Origin of the sequence: Halomonas alimentaria (genome assembly GCF_009902005.1) — a bacterium.
Lineage (GTDB): Bacteria > Pseudomonadota > Gammaproteobacteria > Pseudomonadales > Halomonadaceae > Halomonas > Halomonas alimentaria.
The window spans coordinates 700,312-720,037 of record NZ_WUTT01000001.1 but is presented as its reverse complement, the minus strand read 5'-3'; the positions used below and the strand labels follow the sequence as shown (position 1 = coordinate 720,037).

The following is a 19,726-nucleotide window of genomic DNA, read 5'->3' as shown; positions in this document are numbered from 1 at the left end:
CAGTGCCGGCGGCGGTCGTGGCGTGATCGCGTCAGCTCCCCTGCTTTTCAGCAACCTATCGTCAGCTACCTAGGACAGGGCCCGCATGCTCAACCGTTATCCCCTGTGGAAGTATCTGCTGATACTCATCGTCCTGCTCGTCGGCCTGGTCTACTCGTTGCCCAATCTCTTCCCGGAAGATCCGGCGATCCAGATCAGCAGCGAACGCGGCGACGCCACTGTCGATGAACGCCAGCTCGAGAGTATCCAGGCGTCCCTGAACGATGCCGGCATCGAGATCAAGAACATCGAACGCAGCCAGACCAGCACCCTGCTGCGCCTGCGCACCCCCGACGCTCAGCTCGCCGCCCGCGACAGGGTCGCCGCCATGCTCGGCGAGGAGTATGTGGTCGCGCTCAACCTGGCCGAGTCGACCCCCGAGTGGCTGCAGTCGCTCTCCGCCTCGCCGATGACCCTGGGCCTCGACCTGCGCGGCGGCGTGCACTTCCTGCTGGAAGTGGACATGGCGGCAGCCGTCAGCCAGCGCCTGGAGGTCAACGCCAGTGCCATGCGCGAGCTGCTGCGCGACGAGCGCATCCGCTACCGCGACACCGAGATCGACGACCGCACCCTGACGCTGAGCTTCACCGATGCCGAGGATCGCGATACCGCGCGAAGCCTGATCAGCCGTGAGTTCCCCGACTTCCAGTACGAGAACCAAGGGGATGGTCGTGGTGCTGCCCTGGCCATGACGCTCACCGACCAGGCGGTCAACGAGATCCAGGACTACGCCATCAACCAGAACCTCACCACCCTGCGCAACCGGGTGAACGAGCTGGGCGTGGCGGAGCCGCTGGTACAGCGCCAGGGACCGGATCGCATCGTGGTGGAACTGCCCGGCGTACAGGATACCGCCGAGGCCAAGCGCATCGTCGGTGCCACCGCCAATCTGGAGTTCCGTCTCGAGGCACGCCCCGACACACCCGACAGCGAGACCGAGAGCTTCCCGTTCCGCAATCAGCCGTCGCGCAGTGCCGACCTGATGCGCGACGTGATCATCACCGGTGACCAGGTCTCCAACGCCAACCGCAGCTTCGACGAGAACGGTCGCCCCCAGGTCAACATCGACCTCGACGGCACCGGCGGCACCCTGATGAACCGTGCCACCCGCACCAACATCGGCCGCAACATGGCGGTCGTCTACATCGAGCACAAGACCCGCGACAGCGTGGAGATGGTCGATGGCGAGGAGACGGTGGTCCGCGATGCCTATACCGAACGCGGCATCATCAGTCTGGCCACCATCCAGAGCGCACTGGGCAACAGCTTCCGCATCACCGGGCTCGACTCGCCCACCGAGGCGGCGGAGCTCTCCCTGCTGCTGCGCTCGGGCTCGCTGGCCGCACCGATCTACTTCGTGCAGGAGCGCACCATCGGCCCGAGCCTGGGCGCCGAGAACATCGAGCGTGGCGTGATGTCGGTGCAGATCGGCCTGCTGCTGGTGGTGCTGTTCATGCTGATTCGCTACAAGGTGTTCGGCATCTTCGCCAACCTCGCCCTGGCGCTCAACCTGACCCTGCTGGTGGCGGCGATGTCGCTGCTCGGTGCCACCCTCACGCTGCCCGGCATCGCCGGCATCGTGCTGACGCTGGGCATGGCGGTGGACGCCAACGTGCTGATCTTCGAGCGGATACGCGAGGAACTGCGCACGGGGCTCTCGGTACAGCAAGCGATACACGCCGGCTACGAGCGCGCCTTCACCTCCATCGTCGACGCCAACATCACCACCCTGCTGGTGGCGGTGATCCTGTTCTCGATCGGCACCGGACCGGTCAAGGGCTTCGCCGTGACCCTGTCGCTGGGCATCCTCACCTCGTTGTTCACCGCTCTCGTGGTGACCCGCGCCATGGTGAACCTCGCCTACGGCGGCAAGCCGGTCAAGAAGCTCTGGATCTGAGAGGTAATCATGAAAACCCTGGTCAATAGACAGCTCGACTTCATGGGCAAGCGGAAGGCCGCCTTCGCGGTCTCCGGCCTGCTGATCCTGGCGTCGATCGTCGCGCTGCTGCTCCAGCAGCTCAACCTGGGCCTGGACTTCACCGGCGGAACCCTGGTGGAGGTGCGCTACGCCGTGGCGCCCTCCCTGGACGCGGTGCGCCAGGCCCTGGAGGCCGCGGAGTTCCGCGATGTCTCGGTGCAGACCTTCGGCGCCGCCAACGAGGTGCTGATCCGCCTGCAGCAGGCCTTCGATGCCGACGTGGGCGACCGCGTGGTGGAGCTGCTGCGCCGCAGTGGCGAGGAGGTCGACCTGGTGCGCGCCGAGTTCGTCGGCGCCCAGGTGGGCGACCAGCTCCGCGACCAGAGCGGGCTGGGCCTGCTGGTCGCGCTGGGCATCGTGATGCTCTACGTGGCCTTCCGCTTCCAGTACAAGTTCGCCATCGGCGCACTGCTGGCACTGCTGCATGACGTGATCATCGTGGTGGGCGCCTTCGCACTGTTCCAGTGGGAGTTCGACCTCACGGTGCTGGCCGCGGTACTGGCGGTGATCGGCTACTCGCTCAACGACACCATCGTGGTCTACGACCGCATTCGCGAGAATATCCGCAAGTCACGCATCGACGACATGCCGGCGATCTTCAACGAATCGCTCAACCAGACCCTGTCGCGCACCCTGGCCACCTCCGGTACCACCCTGCTGGTGCTGGTGGCGCTGCTGGCGCTGGGCGGAGACATGATCGAGGGCTTCGCCATCGCCCTTATCCTCGGCGTGGTGGTGGGTACCTACTCCTCCATCTATGTCTCGGGCGCCCTGCTGCTGCCGCTGGGACTCAGCCGCGAGGACCTGATTCCGGCAAGGAAGGAGGACCCCGAGGCCGAGGAGCTGCCCTGAGCGGCAGGCCTGCCGGGCCGAACGACAGCGCCCCCGCCGAGTCATCGGCGGGGGCGCTGTCGTTTCAGGAGGCTGGTTGCCTGGGGCTCAGCTCAGTTGGCCTGGCGCCAGCCACCCAGCACCCGCTGGTCGGGGCCGAAGAACACCAGCCGATCGTGGTCGATCAGGTAGCGGTAGGCGGTCTCCAGCATCGCCGTCACCCGGGCGGCATCCTCCAGCTGGGGGCAGCCGCGCCGCGTGGTGGCGAGCTCGGTGACCTCGATACGCTGGCTGTCGCCGAGGCGCACCCGGCCACGCATCTCGTTGCAGCCGTCGCTGCCCACCAGGCGACCCTCGCGGTCGAGCTCGAACCAGGGGGTCTCGGGCATCGAGAGCCGCTCGCTTGTGCCCACCAGCAGCAGGTTCCAGCGCTGCTCCACCAGCGGCCCCTCCAGGGCGCCGGAAGAGTCCTCGGCGGGGGCCGGGGAGCGACTGCCGCAGGCGGCCAGCAGGGCGGCGGCAGCCAGCACCAACAGCGGGCGGGCCTTGCGCATAGGTTGTGCCGTTACCATGTGCCGGTGTTCTCCATGGAGGCCCAGGGTTCGCGGGGCGGCTGTGCCTCGCCCTTCTGCAGCAGCTCCACCGAGATGCCGTCGGGGCTCCTGACGAAGGCCATATGGCCGTCACGGGGCGGGCGATTGATGGTCACGCCAGCGCTCTGCAACTTCTCGCACAGGGCGTAGATGTCCTCCACCCGGAAGGCCAGGTGGCCGAAGTTGCGCCCGCCGCCGTACTCCTCCGGATCCCAGTTCCAGGTCAGCTCCAGCTCCGGGGCCTGGAGTTCGCTGGAGCGCGCCTCATCATCGGGCGCGGCGAGGAAGACCAGGGTGAAGCGGCCCTTCTCGTTCTCCTTGCGGCGCACCTCCCTGAGGCCCAGCAGGTCGCAGTAGAAGTGCAGCGAGGCGTCCAGGTCACTGACGCGCACCATGGTGTGCAGGTACTGCATATCGGACTCCTTGTCGTGTGGCGTGAGTCGTGTAGCGTGAATGGGCAGTGTAAACCCGATGGGAGCGGCGCGTAATGGGAAGATCCAAGCATGAGCGACTACTGTGACATGGCGCCGGGACATCCGTTTCACGGCCCCTACCACGACCATGAGTACGGCTTTCCGGTGGACGATGACGACTCCCTGTTCGAGCGCCTGACACTCGAGATCAACCAGGCGGGGCTCTCCTGGCTCACCGTGCTGAAGAAGCGGGAGGCGTTCCAGCACGCCTTCGAGGGCTTCGATATCGACCGGGTGGCCGCCTACGGCGAGGCCGAGCGCGCCCGTCTGCTCGCCGACCCCGGCATCATCCGCAATCGTCTGAAGGTCGAGGCGGTGATCCACAACGCCGGTGTGCTCCAGACCCTGCGCGACGCCCACGGCAGCTTCCGCGGCTGGCTCGACCATCACCATCCTCTGCCCCACGCCGACTGGGTCAGGCTATTCAAGCGCACCTTCAAGTTCACCGGGCCGGAGATCACCGGGGAGTTCCTGATGAGCACCGGCTACCTGCCCGGCGCCCACCGCGACGACTGCCCGGTGCAGGCGCGCATCCTTGCCGCCGGGCCGCGCTGGGTCCGGGCCTGAAGTCAAGTAGGACATGGGGGCACGCAGCATAACGCAGCGGGGCGACCAGTTGGCCGCCCCGCTGCGTGAACTCTGTGCTCGCCCTGCGTCGCCTTACAGGCGCTCGACCAGGCCGTCGATGGCCTGACGGGCCTCCTTGAGCGCCGCCTCGCGATGGTTCTCGCCCATGTTGAGCCCCTCGGCGAACACGGTGTCCACCTCGGTGATGCCCATCATGCCCAGCATCAGCTTGAGGTGCGGGGTCTGGGTGTCCTTCTCGGTGCCGGCATACTGGCCACCGCGGGCCGCCAGGATCACCGCCCGCTTGCCCTCCACCAGGCCCTGGGGGCCGTTCTCGGTGTAGCGGAAGGTCTCGCCGGCACGCATCACGCGGTCGAACCAGGACTTGAGCTGGCTGGGGATGCCCAGGTTGTACATGGGCACCGCCAGCACCACCACGTCATGGTCGCGAAGCTCGTCGATCAGGGCGTCGGAGCGCGCGGCCAGCTCGCGCTGCTCGGCGCTGCGCTCCTCCGCGGCGACCTGCCAGCTGCCCAGCTCGGCCAGGCCAAGATGGGGCAGCTCATCGGCCACCAGATCACGGTGGGTCACCGCGAGGTCATCGCGCCCCTCCGCCTGGGCGATGAAGTGCTCGGCGAGGCCCTTGGACTGGCCGTTCTCGGCGAGAATGGACGCGGTAATCACGAGTGCTCGGGTAGTCATGGCGATCTCCTCCAGCGGGAATCAGGAATATGATCGCCATGATAGATGAATCCATTGCAACGAAAAGCGCAAAAAACCGCAGTCCACGTTCGACAAAAACGAAAAATTCGCTCGAATCGCCAGGCCGCGTGAAAAGCACCGAGCCCCGGTCAGGGGGCGATGCCCTGGCCGCAGCCGCGATACTGCTCACCGTCCACGCTCAGGGTGACCCGTGCCGGGAAGGGCTCGCCGCTCATGTCATCGAAGCAGGCCCGGGCCTCGATACGCAGCTCGAAGGGGGTGTCACCGCGGCCGCTGGCCAGGATCACCCGACCTGCCTCGTTGTCCATGGTGGTGACCCGGTAGGGCAACGTCTGCTCGCGGCTGCCGTAATCGAGGCTGAGATGCACCTCGGGCCGGTCGTGGGCGAGGCTCGCCATCCAACCCGGCTCGTTGCCCCGGGCATGGAACATCACACCGGGACGCTGCTCGCGTGTCAGTGCCTGGCGCCGCATGCTCGCCCGGCACTCCAGCCGGCCACGGGGCGTCTCCACAACCGCCTCGTCGCCCTTGTTCCAGAAGCTGATCCCGTCACGCTCGAAGCGCGCACCGCTGGCCACCACGGCTGGCGCCAGGCGCCAGGCACCATGGGTCGACCACAGTCGCAGCTCACCTTCGGGGGCAGGGTCGGCAGTCACCAGCCCCTGGTCCGGGGTGCAGCGCCAGGCGGTGAAGGCCTCGGCGCCGCCGGAGAACAACACCGAGGGCAGCAGCGGGGCGTGATCGCCCGAGGTGATCGGCGCGGGAGCGGTGGCACAGCCACCCAGCAGCAGCGACAGGCCGAGGACGGCGGGGACGAGTGGGCGAGGCATGGCATCTCCTTGCGGGGGTTGCAGTTCCATGATGGGTCGAGCATAACAGCCCCCGCGACACCCGACCTCCATTCACGGCTCACGGCTGCCGCACCGCCGGGCCAAGCACTCAGCCGTAGCGTCGCCGCAGCCGCTGCGCGGCCTCCACCATATTGGCCAGGGCCGGCGCCACCTCCTCCCAGCGGCGCGTCTTGAGGCCGCAGTCGGGATTGACCCACAGTCGCTCGGCTGGGATGCGCTCGGCGGCCTTCTCGATCAGCGCCACCATGGCCTCCACCTCGGGGACGTTGGGCGAGTGGATATCGTAGACGCCGGGCCCGATCTCGTTGGGATAGGCGAAGTCGTGGAAGGCATCGAGCAGCTCCATGTCCGAACGCGAGGTCTCGATGGTGATGACATCGGCATCGAGGGCGGCGATGGACTCGATGATGTCGTTGAACTCCGCATAGCACATATGGGTGTGGATCTGCGTCTCGTCGGCGACGCCCGAGGCGGCCAGCCGGAAGCACTCCACTGCCCAGGACAGGTAGCCCTGCCATCGGGAGCGGCGCAGCGGCAGCCCCTCGCGCAGCGCCGGCTCGTCGATCTGGATGGCGCGTATGCCGGCCCTCTCCAGGTCGAGCACCTCGTCGCGCAGGGCCAGGGCGATCTGCCGGCAGGTGGTCTCGCGGGGCTGGTCATCGCGCACAAAGGCCCACTGCAGCAGGGTCACCGGCCCGGTCAGCATGCCCTTCATGGGCCTGTCGGTGAGCGACTGGGCAAACTCGCTCCAGCACACCGTGATGGGGCCCGGACGGCTGACGTCTCCGACGATGATCGGCGGCTTGACGCAGCGCGAGCCATAGCTCTGCACCCAGCCGAAACGGGTGAAGGCGTAGCCATCGAGCCGCTCCCCGAAGTACTCCACCATATCGTTGCGCTCCGGCTCGCCGTGCACCGGCATGTCGATGCCCAGCGCCTCCTGGCGGGCCACCGCCTGGGCGATCTCCTCCTCCATGCGCGCCTCGTAGGCCTCCCGGGAGAGCTCGCCGGCCTTGGCGGCACGCCGCGCGGCGCGGATGGCATCGGTCTGGGGGAAGGAGCCGATGGTGGTGGTGGGGAACAGCGGCAGGTCCAGCGCCCGACGCTGGGCCAGGGCGCGCCGCGGATAGGGGCTCCGGCGCTCATGATCCGTCGGCTCTACCCCGGCCAGGCGGTCGGCCACCGCAGGGCGATGCAGGCGTGGCGACTCGCGGCGAGCCTGCAGCGCCTTGGTGGCCGACTCCAGGCGCTCATGGTCGACCTCGGTGGCATTGCCATCGAGCAGGCGCGCCAGGGTCACCGTCTCGTCGAGCTTCTGGCGGGCGAAGGCCAGCCAGCTCTTGAGCTCGGGATCCAGCTCGCCCTCGCGCTCGAGGTCCATCGGCACATGCAGCAGCGAACAGGAGGGGGCGATCCACAGCCGCCTGCCCAGTCGCATGCGGGCCGACGCCAGGCGTTCACGCAGCAGTGCCAGGTCAGCGCGCCAGACGTTGCGGCCATCGATGGCGCCCACCGACAGCACCTTGTAGGCGGGTAGCCGATCGAGCACCCTCTCGAGTTGCTCTGGGTCGCGTACGGCATCGATATGCAGCCCGTCGGTGGGCAGGCCGACGGCCAGGTTCAGGTTGTCGCCCAGCCCACCGAAGTAGCTGGCCAGCAGCAGCTTGACCGGGGCCCGGGCGAGCACGCTGTAGGCGGCCTCATAGGCCTGCTGCCAGGCTTGCGGAAGCTCCTGGACCAGCGCCGGCTCGTCGAGCTGGACCCACTCCACGCCCTGCTCGGCCAGGCGTGCCAGCAGTTCGGCATAGACCGGCAGCAGGGCGTCGAGCAGCGCCAGGCGGTCGAAGGCGACCTCGCCCTTCTCCTTGCCCAGCCATAGCCAGGTCAGGGGGCCGAGCAGGGTCACCTTCACCGGGTGACCGAGCGCCCGGGCCTCGTCCACCTGGTCGAACAGCCGTGAGCTGGCCAGGCGAAAGGTCTGGTCGACGTGCAGCTCGGGCACCAGGTAGTGGTAGTTGGTATCGAAGTACTTGGTCATCTCGCAGGCCGCAGCGGGTTCGCCGCTGGGCGCGCGACCACGGGCCATGCGGAAGGCGGTGTCCAGGTCGACCTCACCACGAGCCACCTCCTCCTCGGCGGCGAAGCGCCCCGGCACGGCGCCCAGGGTCACCGAGAGGTCGAGCACCTGGTCGTAGAAGGCGAAGTCGCCCACCGTGACCAGGTCGAGGCCCGCCCGGCGCTGCTCCTCCCAGTGGCGGGCACGCAGCTCGCGTCCCACGCCCTCCAGTCCCTCGCGGTCGAGGTCACCCTGCCAGTAGCCCTCCACGGCTTTCTTGAGTTCACGATCCGCACCGATGCGGGGGTAGCCGGCAATATGAGCCCTGGTCATGTTTCCACCTGTTTGCATGAAGGATACGGCGGATTCTGGCTGGCCATGGGATGTGAATCAAACTAAACTTCCTAATCTTTAAAATGAAAGTGACTCACTCATGCTCGAGCTGCGACACCTCCGTACCCTGATCGCCCTGCGCGACGCCGGCTCCCTGGTTGAGGCGGCCGAACGGGTCCACCTGACCCAATCGGCCCTCTCCCACCAGATCAAGGACCTGGAGGAACGCCTGGGCAGCCCGCTGTTCGTGCGCAAGACCCGGCCGGTGGAGTTCACCCGGGCCGGCCAGCGACTGCTGACCCTGGCCGAGCAGGTGCTGCCTCAGGTACGCATGGCCGAGCGCGACCTGGCACGGCTGGCCGGCAACGAGCAGGGACGACTGCATATGGCCATCGAGTGCCACAGCTGCTTCCAGTGGCTGATGCCCACCATCGACCATTTCCGTGACCACTGGCCGGAGGTGGAGATCGACATTCCCGGCGGCCACCACTTCGACCCGCTGCCGGCGCTGGCCCGGGAACAGCTCGACCTGGTGATCACCGCCGACCCCCAGCCGCTTCCTGGGGTGCACTATGAGCCGCTGTTCCGCTATGAGGGGTTACTGGCGGTGGCCCGCCAGCACCACCTGGCCGGCAAGGGCTTCGTCACCCCGGAGGCGCTGGCCGAGGAGACCCTGATCACCTACCCGGTGGAGCACTCGCGGCTGGACGTCTTCACCCAGTTCCTCGACCCGGCGGGGGTACAGCCAAGGGAGGTGCGTACCGCCGAGCTGACCATCATGATGATGCAGCTGGTGGCCAGCGGCCGCGGGGTCTGCGCGCTGCCCAACTGGGCGCTCACCGAATACCTGGAGCGCGACTACGTGAAGGCCGTGGCACTCGGCGAGAAGGGGGTGTGGAGCACGCTGTTCGCGGCGATTCGCGAGGAGACCCGCAGCGCGCCGTGGATGGAGGATTTCCTGCGCACCGCCCGGGAGACCTCCTTCGCGGTCCTCGACGGCATCAAGCCGGCCTGAGGCTAGCCGAGCTCGTTGCGCTGCGGCAGCAGCAGGGTGAAGCGTGCCCCGCCGAGCTCGGCGCTGTCGTCCACGCTCACGCTGCCGCCATGCCAGCTCATCACCTTGTGCACGATGGAGAGCCCCAGCCCGTAGCCCCCGGCACTTCGCGTGCGACTGTCATCCAGCCGCGCGAAGGGCTTGAAGATCGCCTGGCGTTCGGCCAGTGGCACACCGGGGCCATCGTCCTCCACGTCGATGCGGACCAGGGCATGCTCGCGGCGCACACGGATCAGCACCCGGGAACTGGCATGCCGACAGGCATTGGCCACCAGGTTCTGCACGGCACGCTGCAGGTAGCGAGGCTCGGCCAGCACCTCCACCTCGGCTCCCTCGGCAAGCTCCAGGGCCAGCCGCTCATGCAGCGGGCTCAACGCCTCGATCACCCGCTCCGCCATGGCTCGGCAGTCCACCAGCACGGCATCCATCTCGCGCCCGTTGATGGCATCGCTGCCCAGTCGGGCATAGGTGAGGATTTCGTCGATCAGGCCGTCGAGTTCCTGGATGTCACCATCGACCCCCTGGAGCTGCCGGCGGACCGCCGGTTCGTCGGTCATGTCCTCGACCATCTGCACGGCAAAACGGATTCGCGCCACCGGCGTACGCAACTCATGAGAGACGGCGCGGATCATGTCCTGCTGGGCACGCAGCAGCGACTGCACCTGGGCGGCCATGCCGTTGAGCGCCATGCCCAGGCGGCCGACGAAGTCGGCGCTCTCCACCTTGACCCGGGTATCGAGCCGTCCGGCGGCGATGCGCGATGCCGCCAGTTCCAGGCGTATCATGCGTGCCTCCACGCCGCGCACGATCAGATAGATCGTCACCCCCAGCACGACCAGCATGATCAGCACCAGCAACAGCTGCAACGACCCGGGCATCGGTTCGAAGGCCTGAACCGGACCGATTACCAGCCAGCTGGCGTCGCCACTGCGCTCCTGAAGCGCGAGGTAGATCGCCACCGACCAGCGCCCGGGAAGCAGCTGGATGACCACCTCACCGGCGGTAAGCCGGCGCAGCTGGTAGTCATCCAGGCCGCTGGGCGGGGCTTCCTCCAGGGTGACCGGCAGGTGCCCGCCCGCCATGCGCTCGAGCCTGGCGTGACGCGCAGGAGGCGGCACCGCAGCCAGCCACTCACCGAGCAGCACGGTCAGGCCCCGCAGCTGGTGCTCGCTGAGATTGGTGAGCTCGACCCGCAGCAGACGTTTGCTGTCTGGCAGCAGCGACAGCAGCCGCCAGCCCTGGTCGTCACGAGGTTCCACCAACACCTTGCCACGGGCCAGGCGCTGCCGGGAGAAGTAGCCCAGCGAGGCCTCCTCCAGCAGCCCCACGCTGGCCCGCATGTCCAGGCGCTGTGCCTGGGCATCGAGCCAGGTGCCATGAGCCGCGGGCGGCAGCGCCGAGAGCCGCTCGGCCAGCAGCCGCATCGGCGCCTCGGCCAGCTGCTCGCGATGCGCCTCGCGACGCACCTGGTCGACCAGCGCCACGCCCAACAGACCGAGCCCGAAGGTCAGCAACAGGGCCAGCGCCAACAGGAGGTAGACGCGCAGGAAGGTGCTGTCGGCCAGGACCCGACGCATGGTTCAGGCGTCCTTGACGAACAGGTAGCCCTTGCTGCGCACCGTCTTGATGCGGTGCGGCTGATTGGGGTCGTCACCGACCTTGGGGCGGATGCGCGAGACGCGCACGTCGATGGAGCGGTCCTGGCCGTCGTACTTGATGCCGCGCAGCTGGGAGAAGATCTCTTCGCGGGTCAGCACCCTACCGGCGTTGCTGGCCAGCAGCCAGAGCAGGTCGAACTCGGCGCTGGTGAGTTCGATACGCTCGCCCGAAAGCCACGCCTCGCGGGTCGCGTTGTCGATTTCCAGGTCGCCGAAGGCGAGTCGCGTCTCGCCGCTGGCCTCGACGACCTCGGAACGGCGCAGCAGGGCGCGCATGCGCGCCAGCAGCACCCGCGGCTGTACCGGCTTGGCTACATAGTCGTCGGCGCCCATCTCAAGGCCCAGCACCTGGTCCATGTCATCGGTGCGCGCGGTGAGCATCAGGATCGGCCCGGGGTAGTCGCTGCGCACCCGGCGGCAAATGGACAGCCCGTCCTCACCGGGCAGCATCAGGTCGAGGATCACCAAGTCCGGCTGCAGGGAGAGGATCCTGTCGACGCCGCGGGCACCGTCGGCCTCCAGGGTGACGCGGAAGCCGTTGGCCTCGAGGTAGTCGCGGGTCAGGCCGGCCAGGCGCTCGTCATCCTCGACGATCAGTACGTGGTCCTGCTCACGGGGCTGCAGGCTATCGTCCATCCTCGTGTCAACTCCATGGGTCATTGGATGACGGCTGCCGTGAAGGGGCCTGCCGCCTTTCACTAAAGTGTACCTGAAAACAGGACATCCGCCTGCGCTACCGGCATGGGCAAGGCATGCGCCTGCGCTACCGGCATGGGCAAGGCATGGCGGCGAGGAGGACTGGCGCAGGTCGGCCGCGAGGGATAGCCCGGTCGAGGTATTGCCAGTCCCGGCCAACGCGGCCCACACTGGTCAGGCCTCGCCGGTGCGAGGCCATGCTTCCGGAGACCCATCATGGACAAGAGTGTCATCAAGCGAATCTACGTCCCCACCCATGTACGCACCCTGCCCAACGGCGAGCGGATCACGGTGCCCGGCCACTACAAGGCCCCACCGGAACGCCGCTAGCGCCATGCGACAGCCCATCGTCGGCTACCACCGCGACGAGGAGGGGCACTGGGTCGCCGAGCTGGCCTGTGGCCACAACCAGCATGTGCGCCATCAGCCGCCCTGGGTGGAGCGCCCGTGGGTCACCAGCGAAGCGGGGCGACGCTCACGCCTGGGCCTCGCCCTCGAGTGCGTCAAATGCGACCGTGGCGAGCCCCGCGACAATACCCTCGACGCCTGATCCATCACGCCTGACACATCGGGCCGCCCGCAGGCGGCCCGATGGCACTCCCCTCCCCCAGGTTCGGCTATCCCTTGGGGCCGAACAGGAACCAGACGATCAGTCCCACCAGCGGGAAGATCAGCAAAACGACGATCCAGATCAGCTTGGCCAGGCCGCTGGCCGAACTCTTGGCTACCTTGACGATGGCCCAGATCACGATGATCAGCCAGATCAGGCTCAGCAGGCCGGTCACTTCGATACCCATCCAGTACCTCCTTGTCACTTTTCCTCGGGCGAATTGCCACTCCTCTATGGGTAGCATAGCCCTGACCAAGGGTACAACCTGGGGCGACTCGCTCTGCCCTCCCCACTCTCAGCGGCAACCAGGCATCACCGGCTCGCCCCACCACCCCGGCAGCCGCCGGCGCACCTCGGGCCGGGCGAAGCGATCGTCCAGCAACACCACCACGCCGCGGTCCTCGGGACCACGTATGACCCGCCCAGCGGCCTGCACCACCTTGACCAGCCCCGGCACCCGATAGGCGTACTCGTCGCCGCGACCGAAGCGGGCCTGGAGGCGCTCCCTCAGCACCTCGTTGAAGGGGTCCACCGGCGGCAGCCCCAGGGTGGCGATGAAGGCACCCACCAGGCGCTCGCCGGGCAGGTCGATGCCCTCGGCAAAGGCCCCACCCAGCACGGCGAAGCCGATGCCACGGCCATCCGCCGTGAAGCGCGCCAGGAAGGCGTCGCGCTCGGCCTCGGCCATGCCGCGGTGCTGGGCCCAGACGGGAATTTCCGGGTGCGTTGCGCCGAAGCGCGTCAACGCCGCCTCCAGGTAGGCAAAGCTGCTGAAGAAGGCCAGGTAGTGGCCCGGACGGCGCGTGTACTGGGCCGCGATCTCCTCGGCGATGGGACCAAGCGAGGCCTCGCGATCGCGCAACCGGGTGGAGAGGTCGGCGCGGATGCGCAGCTCGAGCTGGTCGGCGGCGAAGGGGGATGGCACCTCGCGCCAGACGCTGTCGGCAGGCAGGCCCAGCAGGTCGCGCTGGTAGTCCGGCGGCCCCAGGGTGGCGGAGAACAGCACCGCGCTCCTTGCCGCGGCGAAGCGCGGGGCGAGGAAGTCCGCCGGGATCAGGTTGCGCAGCGCCAGCCGCGCCCTGCCCCGTCCTTCGCGGGTCAGCTCGCACAGGGTGTGGTCGCCGAAGCGCTCCGCCAGGCGCGTGAAGGCCAGCGTCTCGAACAGCAACTCCTGCCACTCGACCCCCAGCTCGGGATGCTCGCCCAGCGCCTCGGTGAGCGCTCCGGCGAGCCCCTGCAGCACGCCGAGAAGGCCGCCTGGCAGCTCCTCCAGTTGCCGCCAGGCGGGCCGCCCCGGCTCGCCGGCATCCGCCAGCCCCTCCTCGCGCACCAGCGCCTGCCAGTGGCGCTGCAAGCGCCCCAGCGGTGCCTTGAGCGCGGCCGGTGCAGCGCGGCGCAGCCGCACCAGATCGCGCTGGCGCAGGGTAACGCTGTACATGCCGCGCGCTCGGCCCACCAGGTTGTGGGCCTCATCCACCAGCAGACCAACCCGCCAGCCGTTCTCCCGGGCCAGGCCATGCAGCAGGGCGTGGTCGTCGAACCAGTGGTTGACGTCGCCCACCGTCACGTCGCTCCAGCGTGCCATCTCCTGGCCCAGGTAGTAGGGGCAGACGCCATGCTCGGCGGCCAGCGCCCGCAGCCCCTCGCGGTCGAGCCAGCGCCGCTCGGCGGCTTCCTCGCGCGCCGCCGGCAGCCGGTCGTAGAAGCCCGCGGCCAGGGCGCAGGCCTCGCCGTGGCAGGCGCGCCCGGGGTACTCGCAGGCCTTGTCGCGGGCGGTCAGCTCCAGCACCCGCAGCGGCAAGTCGCCCTGCCGGGAAGGGGAGACGGCGCCGAGCCGCGCCAGGGCCTCCAGCGCCAGGCGCCGCCCGGGGGTCTTCATGGTCAGGAAGGCGAGGCGGTCCAGGCCGTGGCGCGGCATCGCCTTGAGCAGCGGGAAGAGGGTGCCCAGGGTCTTGCCGATGCCGGTGGGCGCCTGGGCCAGCAGCACCCGGCCGGTGGCCGCGGCCTGGTAGCACGCCTCCGCCAGGGGGCGCTGGCCGGGGCGGAAGTCATCGAAGGGGAAGGCGAGGGCCTCGAGGGCCGCGTCGCGGGCGGCGCGGTGATGCGCCTCACGCTCGGCCCAGTCGCGATAGCGCACACAGCGCTCGGTGAGCTCTGCCATCAGCGCCGACGCCGTGGCCTGCTCGCTCACCCGCGTCTCGCGGCCGCTGCCCACCTCCAGGTAGACCAGCACCAGCTCCACCGCGTCGAGCCCGCGCTCGGCGCACAGCAGGGCGCCGTAGCTGCGCAGCTGGGCACGATGCAGGGCGCGCTGGTTGGCCGCCAGCCGCGAAAGCTCGCCGCGATGGGTCTTGACCTCCTCCAGGCAGTTGGCCGCCGGATCGTAGCCGTCGGCGCGCCCGCTCACCAGAAGCCCCGCCACCTCGCCGGTGAGCGGCAGCTCGGCCAGGTAGCCGGCGCCGCGGCGGCGTGCCACCTCGCGATGCCCCTCGAGGCCCTCCCGGGCGCTGGGCGAGGGGGTGAATCGGTGGTCCAGGTCGCCCTCCCGGGCGGTGACGTCGCACAGGGTGCGCACCGCCACCCGCAGCCTGGGGGCATCGCTCACGCGGTCTCCTCCCAGTTCAGCTGGCATACCGCCGCAGGAATGCCATGGCGTCGGAAGAAGGCCAGCCAGCGGCGCTGGTTGTCCTGCAGGCGATCGCCCGGCCCCTTGACCTCAATCAGCCGGTAGCGGGGCTCCCCCGCCGGTGCCTCGGGGAGGAACTGGACCAGGTCCGGCAGGCCGGCACGATTGGTGCGCAGGTCGCCCAGCAGGCGCTCGAAGCAGGCGCGAAGGTGCTCGGGGGGAATACACTCCAGGGCCTGCTCGAGCAGCTCCTCGGAGAGTGCACCCCAGTGGACGAAGGGGTTGGCAATACCGACCTTCATCCGCCAGTTGTCACGGATCGTCTGGCGATACCGGCCATCTTCCAGGCGCGCCAGGCAGTCATCGAAATACTCACGGCGGCGTGCCAAGAAGTCCTCGCGATAGAGATCCGCGGGGCCGGACTGGAAGGGGTGAAAGAAGGCCCCGGGCAGCGCAGCGAAGAGCGCCTCCCAGCAGAGCAGGCCGAAGAGCCCGGTGATCAGGGTGTTCTCGACGTAGTGGACCGGCGCCGCCTCATGGTGCAGGTGGTCGCGCACCGCGCCCTCGACCCAGGCGGGACCGGGCAGGCGCAGGGTGAAGCGTTCGGGGACCGGCTCGGTGGAGATCGCCCGGGGCGACAGGCCCAGCCGACGGCGCAGCCGCGGCAGCAACCGCTCGAGCGCCTGGGCCTCGGCCTCGTCGTGGGAGAGCCGGGCCAGCGGCTCCGCCAGGGCCAGCGCCTTGCGCGTCTCGCCACGCCGCTCGGCCAGGCGCAGCAGGCGGATACGCCCCTCGCCGCTCGCCGCGGGGGCCGGCCAGCCGGCGCGGCCGTAGAGCGACAGTGCCAGGCCCCCCTCGCCCTGGCGCTCCGCCTGACGCCCCAGGGCCAGGCAGAGCCGCGCGTGACGCGACGCCAGCCAGGGGTTGGCGGGCCGGGCCGGGACTGCCGCGGCCAGCTCGACAGGCGCCTCGCCCTCCTCCAGGCGGCCACGCAGCGCGTGCAGCGCCAGGTAGGCATCCACCTCCTCGCGATGGCAGAAGGCGCGGGCGTCGACGCCGAAGGGCACCGCCTCGAAGCGCTGGTGGCCCAGCTCGGCGAGCACGAACTCCGACCAGTCCTGGCGCAGGTTGCCGAAGAACATCAGGCGCAGGCGGTCGCAAGTGGCCATCACTGTCAGGCGCACCACCTCCTCCGGGGCATCGGGCCACCAGGCGGCCAGCGGCCGCGGCGACGCGTCCCGGGCCAGCAGCGCCTCGCGCAGCACCGACTTGCCGGCAGCGGGGGGCAGGCCGGCGGCGCGGATCTCCTCGGCCAGGGCCTGGCGCAGCTCGGGGAGGCGCAGCTGGGCGAAGAGGGTCGCGAGTTCCAGCGCGGGGGCCGCCTCCACCAGGCCAGCCGCCACCAGCGGCGCCAGTGCCGCCTCGGTGTCACCGGCCTCGGCGTCGATCTCGGGGTAGGCGAGCCGCGAGGGGCGGAAATGCTCGCCCTTGCGCATCACCATGCGCACCAGCAGCGCACGGGAGGCCCGGGGCAGGGCCGCGAAGGCGACATGGAAGCCCCACTCCGCCTCGCCCAGCAGGTCGCCGTGGCGTTCGGTTACCCAGGCCAGCACGAACTCGAAGTTCGTCAGGTAGTAGAAGGGATCATCGAGGGGGGCGGCGACCGCCGCGGCACTGTTCATGCATCCATGATATCAGCCCTGCCCACCGGACTCACAGCCCCGCGGCGAGTGACTCGATCACCTCGGCGGCGGACACCTCGCGACAGCGGCTGGCGTTCTGCCCGGCCCACAGCGGAGAGAAGTCGCCGCTGCCGCTGGCCTCGGCGGCGGTGCGCAGCGGGGCGATGGCCGCGGTGGCCAGGGGGAAGGCCGGCGCCACCTCGGCCATGGGGCCCAGCTCGCGCATCAGCCGGGTGACGATACCCCGGGCCGGCCGACCGCTGTAGAGGTTGGTCAGCGCGGTATGGCGTGCCGCCTCGGACTGCAGCGCTCGGCGATGGATCGCCGAGATCGTCGCCTCCGGACAGCACAGCAGCGCCGTACCTACCTGGACGCCATCGGCACCCAGCGCCCGGGCGGCCGCCACACCGCGGGCATCGGCGATGCCGCCCGCGGCGATCAGCGGCAGACCGATCGCCTCGCGCACCTGGGGCAACAGGGCGAAGGTGCCGACCTGGGTGGTGACCTCCCCGTCGAGGAACATGCCGCGGTGTCCGCCCGCCTCCAGCCCCTGCACGATCACCGCATCGGCCCCCCGGGCCTCGAGCCACTCTGCCTCGGCCACGGTAGTCGCCGAGGCCAGCACCGTGGCCCCCCAGGCCTTGACCCGCTCGAGCAGCGCGGCCTCGGGCAGGCCGAAATGGAAGCTCACCACCTCGGGACGCAAAGGCTCCAGGGCGTCACACGTCTCGCGATCGAAGGGGCGTCGCCCCGGGCCCTCCGGCACGGCATCGATATCCAGGCCGAACTCGGCGAAGAAGGGGGCGAGGGCCGCGTGCCAGCGTGCCTGGGCCGCAGGGTCCGGCTCGGGCGGGACGTGACAGAAGAAGTTGACATTGAGGGGTGCCGGCGTGGCGGCGCGGAACGCCGCAAACTCCTCGGCCATGGCTTCCGGGGAGAGCATGGCGCAGGGCAGTGCCCCCAGCCCACCGGCACGCGCCACGGCGATGGCCAGGGCACTGCCCTGGGCACCGGCCATGGGTGCCTGGAGGATGGGCAGCGCGATACCGAGACGCTGATGGAGGGCTGGCGACTGGCTCATGACGGACTCCGGAGGGATCCTGGAGCCTGCCTGCCCTCCCCGTCCACGACAAGTCGACATTGGGGGAGTGCGGCGCGAGCGCCGGGCTTCCAGCACAGCGGGGCTGCTCCAGGAAACGGGTGTCTCAGCCGTCGGCAGGCTCCAGCACCATCTGTGCGTCGCGGATGCGGATATCGAAATGGCCCAGAAAGCTCATGCCCAGCAGGGCGGTATCACCCTCCAGCCCGGCGCTGATGGAGCCGCGCACATCGCGGGCCACATGGCCACCCAGGCTGACCTCGTCGAGGGTGGTGAGCTCTCCGCGCACCCGGCCATTGGCGGTGTTGAACCAGGCGCTGCCGGAGGGCTCGAGACCCAGCCGCTCGGCCATCTCCCGTGGCAGCGCCACGTAGGTGGCGCCGGTATCCACCAGGAACTCCACCGGCTCGCCGTTGATGCGCCCCGTGGCCACGAAGTGGCCGCCGCGATTGCGCTCGAGCACCACCGGCGCTCCCTCCGCCACGGCGCTGACCAGGTGGCTGTTGGGATTGCGCTGGCGTTCCACATAGCCGTGGAACCACCAGGTCCCCGCGGCGATGAACAGCATCCAGAACAGCAGCATCATGCCGATCCCGGTGCGTCGCACCGCCCTGCCCTCATCGCTCATCGCGTCCTCCTCTCCTCTCGGCTCAGCCCGGTCCGGCCGCCAGCACCAGGCGCAGCACCATGAACTCCTCCGGCTTCATCACGGCCACCCCTAGCTGGATCACGACCCGATGCCGCGCCAGGTCGTCGGGCGTCATGGTATCGCCGAGACCGCAGCGCACGAAGTAAGCCTGGCGGGGCGAGGCACCCTGGAGGGCACCAGCCCGGTGGAGGCCATCCAGGAAGGTCGCCACCGAGAGGCGCAGCGAGGCCCACAGGGCGGCGTCGTTGGCGGACCCCGCGACCCAGGCGAGCCCCTGGCGCAGGCTCTCGCGCAGGAACAGCGCCAGGCGCTGCACCGGCAGGTAGCGCCGCTCGTGGTCGTCGGGCGGAGCCAGGGTGCGCGCTCCCCAGGCCAGGCAGGCGCGTCCCGGGAAGTCGACGATGGCATTCACTCCGCGGGGGTTGAGCACCTGGAGATTGACGCGGGTGACCGGATGCACCAGGCCCGTGATCCCCCTGACCCGGGCCTCCAGGCCGGCGGGCGCCTTCCAGACACCGCGGCTGGCATCGCTGCGCGCCCAGAGGCCGGCCATGGCGCCGCTGGGCGGCAGTGACAGGCGTGGGGCCGAGGCCCCTGCGGTCGCCCGAGGATCGGCCACCTCCACCCAGGGATAGTAGCAGGCCGCATATGGCGAAGCCGGCAGCTCCAGCGCCGCCACGCCCGCGGCATCGGTGAGCGCCAGACTGACGGGGGGATCGACCAGTACCATGCGATCGCCGAGGCGCTCCGCCTGGTCGATGGCCGCCTGGACCACCGGGTTGCCGGGGGCCACCCAGGTCTGTCCGGGCAGACAGAGGGTCGAGACACTGCCCGGCGCCTCGATGGAGGCCAGGGCCGCCAGGTAGTCGGCATGGGTGGGCGGGCGGGAGGCGCTGCCCAGCGGCAGGGCGCACGCCTCCTGACCGCCATTGTCGAAGAACAGGCGTAGCGAGGCGCACAGCTCAGCGGCCGCCACCGACGGGGGCACATCCGCAAGCCATGCAGCGAGAGCCGAGTAACCCCGCAGCGTCTGCGGAGGACGCTCGACGTCACCCTCCCAACGACCGAGGAAGGCGGTACGACCGGTGGCGACTGGCTCGATGGTGCGCAGCCGCAGCGGCATCTGGCTCACATGACGGCCGGGTGGGTAGGCGTCAGGCATCTGCGTCATCCTCGCCGCACTCGGCGGCATCATCCATGTAGTGAGC

Annotated in this window: 18 protein-coding genes; 5 read left to right on the top strand and 13 right to left on the bottom strand. The window is 69.5% G+C overall.

All coding sequences use genetic code 11. From position 1 onward, the window contains the following. Window positions 1-85: 85 nt before the first annotated feature. Both secD and secF read left to right on the top strand, forming a co-directional pair. Window positions 86-1,936: a protein translocase subunit SecD gene (gene secD, locus GRB96_RS03500; protein WP_161430553.1), complete on the top strand. Its 1,851-nt coding sequence runs from the start codon at window positions 86-88 to the stop codon at window positions 1,934-1,936. A gap of 9 nt (window positions 1,937-1,945) precedes the next feature. Further along, on the top strand, window positions 1,946-2,869 hold the full coding sequence (secF, locus tag GRB96_RS03495; RefSeq protein WP_161430551.1) for a protein translocase subunit SecF: 924 nt from the start codon (window positions 1,946-1,948) through the stop codon (window positions 2,867-2,869). Between the two features lie 92 nt (window positions 2,870-2,961). On the opposite strand, the gene GRB96_RS03490 is transcribed toward secF, so the two are convergent. Both GRB96_RS03490 and gloA read right to left on the bottom strand, forming a co-directional pair. Continuing rightward, window positions 2,962-3,402 (bottom strand): META domain-containing protein, encoded by a 441-nt coding sequence (locus tag GRB96_RS03490; RefSeq protein WP_161432981.1) that lies wholly within the window; start codon window positions 3,400-3,402, stop codon window positions 2,962-2,964. 11 nt (window positions 3,403-3,413) lie between these two features. Then, complete coding sequence (gene gloA / locus GRB96_RS03485; RefSeq protein WP_161430549.1) at window positions 3,414-3,854, bottom strand: lactoylglutathione lyase; 441 nt, start codon at window positions 3,852-3,854, stop codon at window positions 3,414-3,416. Between the two features lie 90 nt (window positions 3,855-3,944). Between gloA and GRB96_RS03480 the strand changes: the two genes are divergently transcribed. Beyond that, on the top strand, window positions 3,945-4,481 hold the full coding sequence (locus GRB96_RS03480; RefSeq protein WP_161430547.1) for a DNA-3-methyladenine glycosylase I: 537 nt from the start codon (window positions 3,945-3,947) through the stop codon (window positions 4,479-4,481). Window positions 4,482-4,574: 93 nt separating this feature from the next. Here the strand turns inward: GRB96_RS03480 and GRB96_RS03475 are convergent, their stop codons facing one another. The 3 genes from GRB96_RS03475 to metE form a co-directional block, all read right to left on the bottom strand. After that, window positions 4,575-5,183: an FMN-dependent NADH-azoreductase gene (locus GRB96_RS03475; RefSeq protein ID WP_161430545.1), complete on the bottom strand. Its 609-nt coding sequence runs from the start codon at window positions 5,181-5,183 to the stop codon at window positions 4,575-4,577. Between the two features lie 149 nt (window positions 5,184-5,332). Then, window positions 5,333-6,034, bottom strand: coding sequence for a COG3650 family protein (locus GRB96_RS03470; protein WP_161430543.1), 702 nt, complete (start codon window positions 6,032-6,034; stop codon window positions 5,333-5,335). Window positions 6,035-6,143: 109 nt separating this feature from the next. Continuing rightward, a complete protein-coding gene (gene metE / locus GRB96_RS03465) occupies window positions 6,144-8,444 on the bottom strand; it encodes a 5-methyltetrahydropteroyltriglutamate--homocysteine S-methyltransferase (protein WP_161430541.1) in 2,301 nt (766 codons plus the stop codon). 100 nt (window positions 8,445-8,544) lie between these two features. Between metE and GRB96_RS03460 the strand changes: the two genes are divergently transcribed. After that, the gene (locus GRB96_RS03460) at window positions 8,545-9,459 is read left to right on the top strand and encodes a LysR family transcriptional regulator (RefSeq protein ID WP_161430539.1); all 915 of its coding nucleotides are present in this window, start codon (window positions 8,545-8,547) and stop codon (window positions 9,457-9,459) included. Between the two features lie 2 nt (window positions 9,460-9,461). Here GRB96_RS03460 and GRB96_RS03455 read toward each other — a convergent pair whose 3' ends face one another. Beyond that, window positions 9,462-11,075 (bottom strand): ATP-binding protein, encoded by a 1,614-nt coding sequence (locus tag GRB96_RS03455; RefSeq protein ID WP_161430537.1) that lies wholly within the window; start codon window positions 11,073-11,075, stop codon window positions 9,462-9,464. Window positions 11,076-11,078: 3 nt separating this feature from the next. Continuing rightward, a complete protein-coding gene (locus GRB96_RS03450; RefSeq protein ID WP_205743476.1) occupies window positions 11,079-11,792 on the bottom strand; it encodes a winged helix-turn-helix domain-containing protein in 714 nt (237 codons plus the stop codon). 394 nt (window positions 11,793-12,186) lie between these two features. Here GRB96_RS03450 and GRB96_RS03445 point away from each other — a divergent pair, with 394 nt between their 5' ends. Then, complete coding sequence (locus GRB96_RS03445; protein ID WP_161430533.1) at window positions 12,187-12,402, top strand: DUF3565 domain-containing protein; 216 nt, start codon at window positions 12,187-12,189, stop codon at window positions 12,400-12,402. Between the two features lie 67 nt (window positions 12,403-12,469). Here GRB96_RS03445 and GRB96_RS03440 read toward each other — a convergent pair whose 3' ends face one another. The 6 genes from GRB96_RS03440 to GRB96_RS03415 form a co-directional block, all read right to left on the bottom strand. Further along, a complete protein-coding gene (locus GRB96_RS03440; protein ID WP_161430531.1) occupies window positions 12,470-12,649 on the bottom strand; it encodes a PLDc N-terminal domain-containing protein in 180 nt (59 codons plus the stop codon). Between the two features lie 108 nt (window positions 12,650-12,757). Further along, entirely contained in the window at window positions 12,758-15,067 is a 2,310-nt protein-coding gene (locus tag GRB96_RS03435) for an ATP-dependent DNA helicase (protein ID WP_338074001.1), read from the bottom strand. After that, on the bottom strand, window positions 15,064-16,770 hold the full coding sequence (locus tag GRB96_RS03430; protein WP_161430528.1) for a VRR-NUC domain-containing protein: 1,707 nt from the start codon (window positions 16,768-16,770) through the stop codon (window positions 15,064-15,066). Before GRB96_RS03430 ends, GRB96_RS03435 begins: the two co-directional genes overlap by 4 nt. Window positions 16,771-16,801: 31 nt before the next feature. Beyond that, a complete protein-coding gene (locus tag GRB96_RS03425) occupies window positions 16,802-17,911 on the bottom strand; it encodes an NAD(P)H-dependent flavin oxidoreductase (protein ID WP_161430526.1) in 1,110 nt (369 codons plus the stop codon). A 64-nt stretch (window positions 17,912-17,975) separates the two neighbouring features. After that, window positions 17,976-18,497 carry a retropepsin-like aspartic protease family protein gene (locus GRB96_RS03420; RefSeq protein WP_161430524.1) on the bottom strand — a complete coding sequence of 174 codons (522 nt, stop codon included), beginning with the start codon at window positions 18,495-18,497 and terminating at the stop codon, window positions 17,976-17,978. A gap of 22 nt (window positions 18,498-18,519) precedes the next feature. Next, window positions 18,520-19,680, bottom strand: a complete 1,161-nt coding sequence (locus GRB96_RS03415; RefSeq protein WP_161430522.1) for a phage tail sheath family protein — start codon at window positions 19,678-19,680, stop codon at window positions 18,520-18,522. Window positions 19,681-19,726: the final 46 nt, after the last annotated feature.

What these genes read in the sequence shown, in the direction of transcription:
- secD (WP_161430553.1), top strand. Translation starts at nt 86, where the DNA reads ATGCTCAACCGTTATCCCCTGTGGAAGTATCTGCTGATACTCATCGTC.
- secF (WP_161430551.1), top strand. Translation starts at nt 1,946, where the DNA reads ATGAAAACCCTGGTCAATAGACAGCTCGACTTCATGGGCAAGCGGAAG.
- GRB96_RS03490 (WP_161432981.1), bottom strand. Translation starts at nt 3,402, where the DNA reads ATGCGCAAGGCCCGCCCGCTGTTGGTGCTGGCTGCCGCCGCCCTGCTG.
- gloA (WP_161430549.1), bottom strand. Translation starts at nt 3,854, where the DNA reads ATGCAGTACCTGCACACCATGGTGCGCGTCAGTGACCTGGACGCCTCG.
- GRB96_RS03480 (WP_161430547.1), top strand. Translation starts at nt 3,945, where the DNA reads ATGAGCGACTACTGTGACATGGCGCCGGGACATCCGTTTCACGGCCCC.
- GRB96_RS03475 (WP_161430545.1), bottom strand. Translation starts at nt 5,183, where the DNA reads ATGACTACCCGAGCACTCGTGATTACCGCGTCCATTCTCGCCGAGAAC.
- GRB96_RS03470 (WP_161430543.1), bottom strand. Translation starts at nt 6,034, where the DNA reads ATGCCTCGCCCACTCGTCCCCGCCGTCCTCGGCCTGTCGCTGCTGCTG.
- metE (WP_161430541.1), bottom strand. Translation starts at nt 8,444, where the DNA reads ATGACCAGGGCTCATATTGCCGGCTACCCCCGCATCGGTGCGGATCGT.
- GRB96_RS03460 (WP_161430539.1), top strand. Translation starts at nt 8,545, where the DNA reads ATGCTCGAGCTGCGACACCTCCGTACCCTGATCGCCCTGCGCGACGCC.
- GRB96_RS03455 (WP_161430537.1), bottom strand. Translation starts at nt 11,075, where the DNA reads ATGCGTCGGGTCCTGGCCGACAGCACCTTCCTGCGCGTCTACCTCCTG.
- GRB96_RS03450 (WP_205743476.1), bottom strand. Translation starts at nt 11,792, where the DNA reads ATGGACGATAGCCTGCAGCCCCGTGAGCAGGACCACGTACTGATCGTC.
- GRB96_RS03445 (WP_161430533.1), top strand. Translation starts at nt 12,187, where the DNA reads ATGCGACAGCCCATCGTCGGCTACCACCGCGACGAGGAGGGGCACTGG.
- GRB96_RS03440 (WP_161430531.1), bottom strand. Translation starts at nt 12,649, where the DNA reads ATGGGTATCGAAGTGACCGGCCTGCTGAGCCTGATCTGGCTGATCATC.
- GRB96_RS03430 (WP_161430528.1), bottom strand. Translation starts at nt 16,770, where the DNA reads ATGAACAGTGCCGCGGCGGTCGCCGCCCCCCTCGATGATCCCTTCTAC.
- GRB96_RS03425 (WP_161430526.1), bottom strand. Translation starts at nt 17,911, where the DNA reads ATGTCGACTTGTCGTGGACGGGGAGGGCAGGCAGGCTCCAGGATCCCT.
- GRB96_RS03420 (WP_161430524.1), bottom strand. Translation starts at nt 18,497, where the DNA reads ATGAGCGATGAGGGCAGGGCGGTGCGACGCACCGGGATCGGCATGATG.
- GRB96_RS03415 (WP_161430522.1), bottom strand. Translation starts at nt 19,680, where the DNA reads ATGCCTGACGCCTACCCACCCGGCCGTCATGTGAGCCAGATGCCGCTG.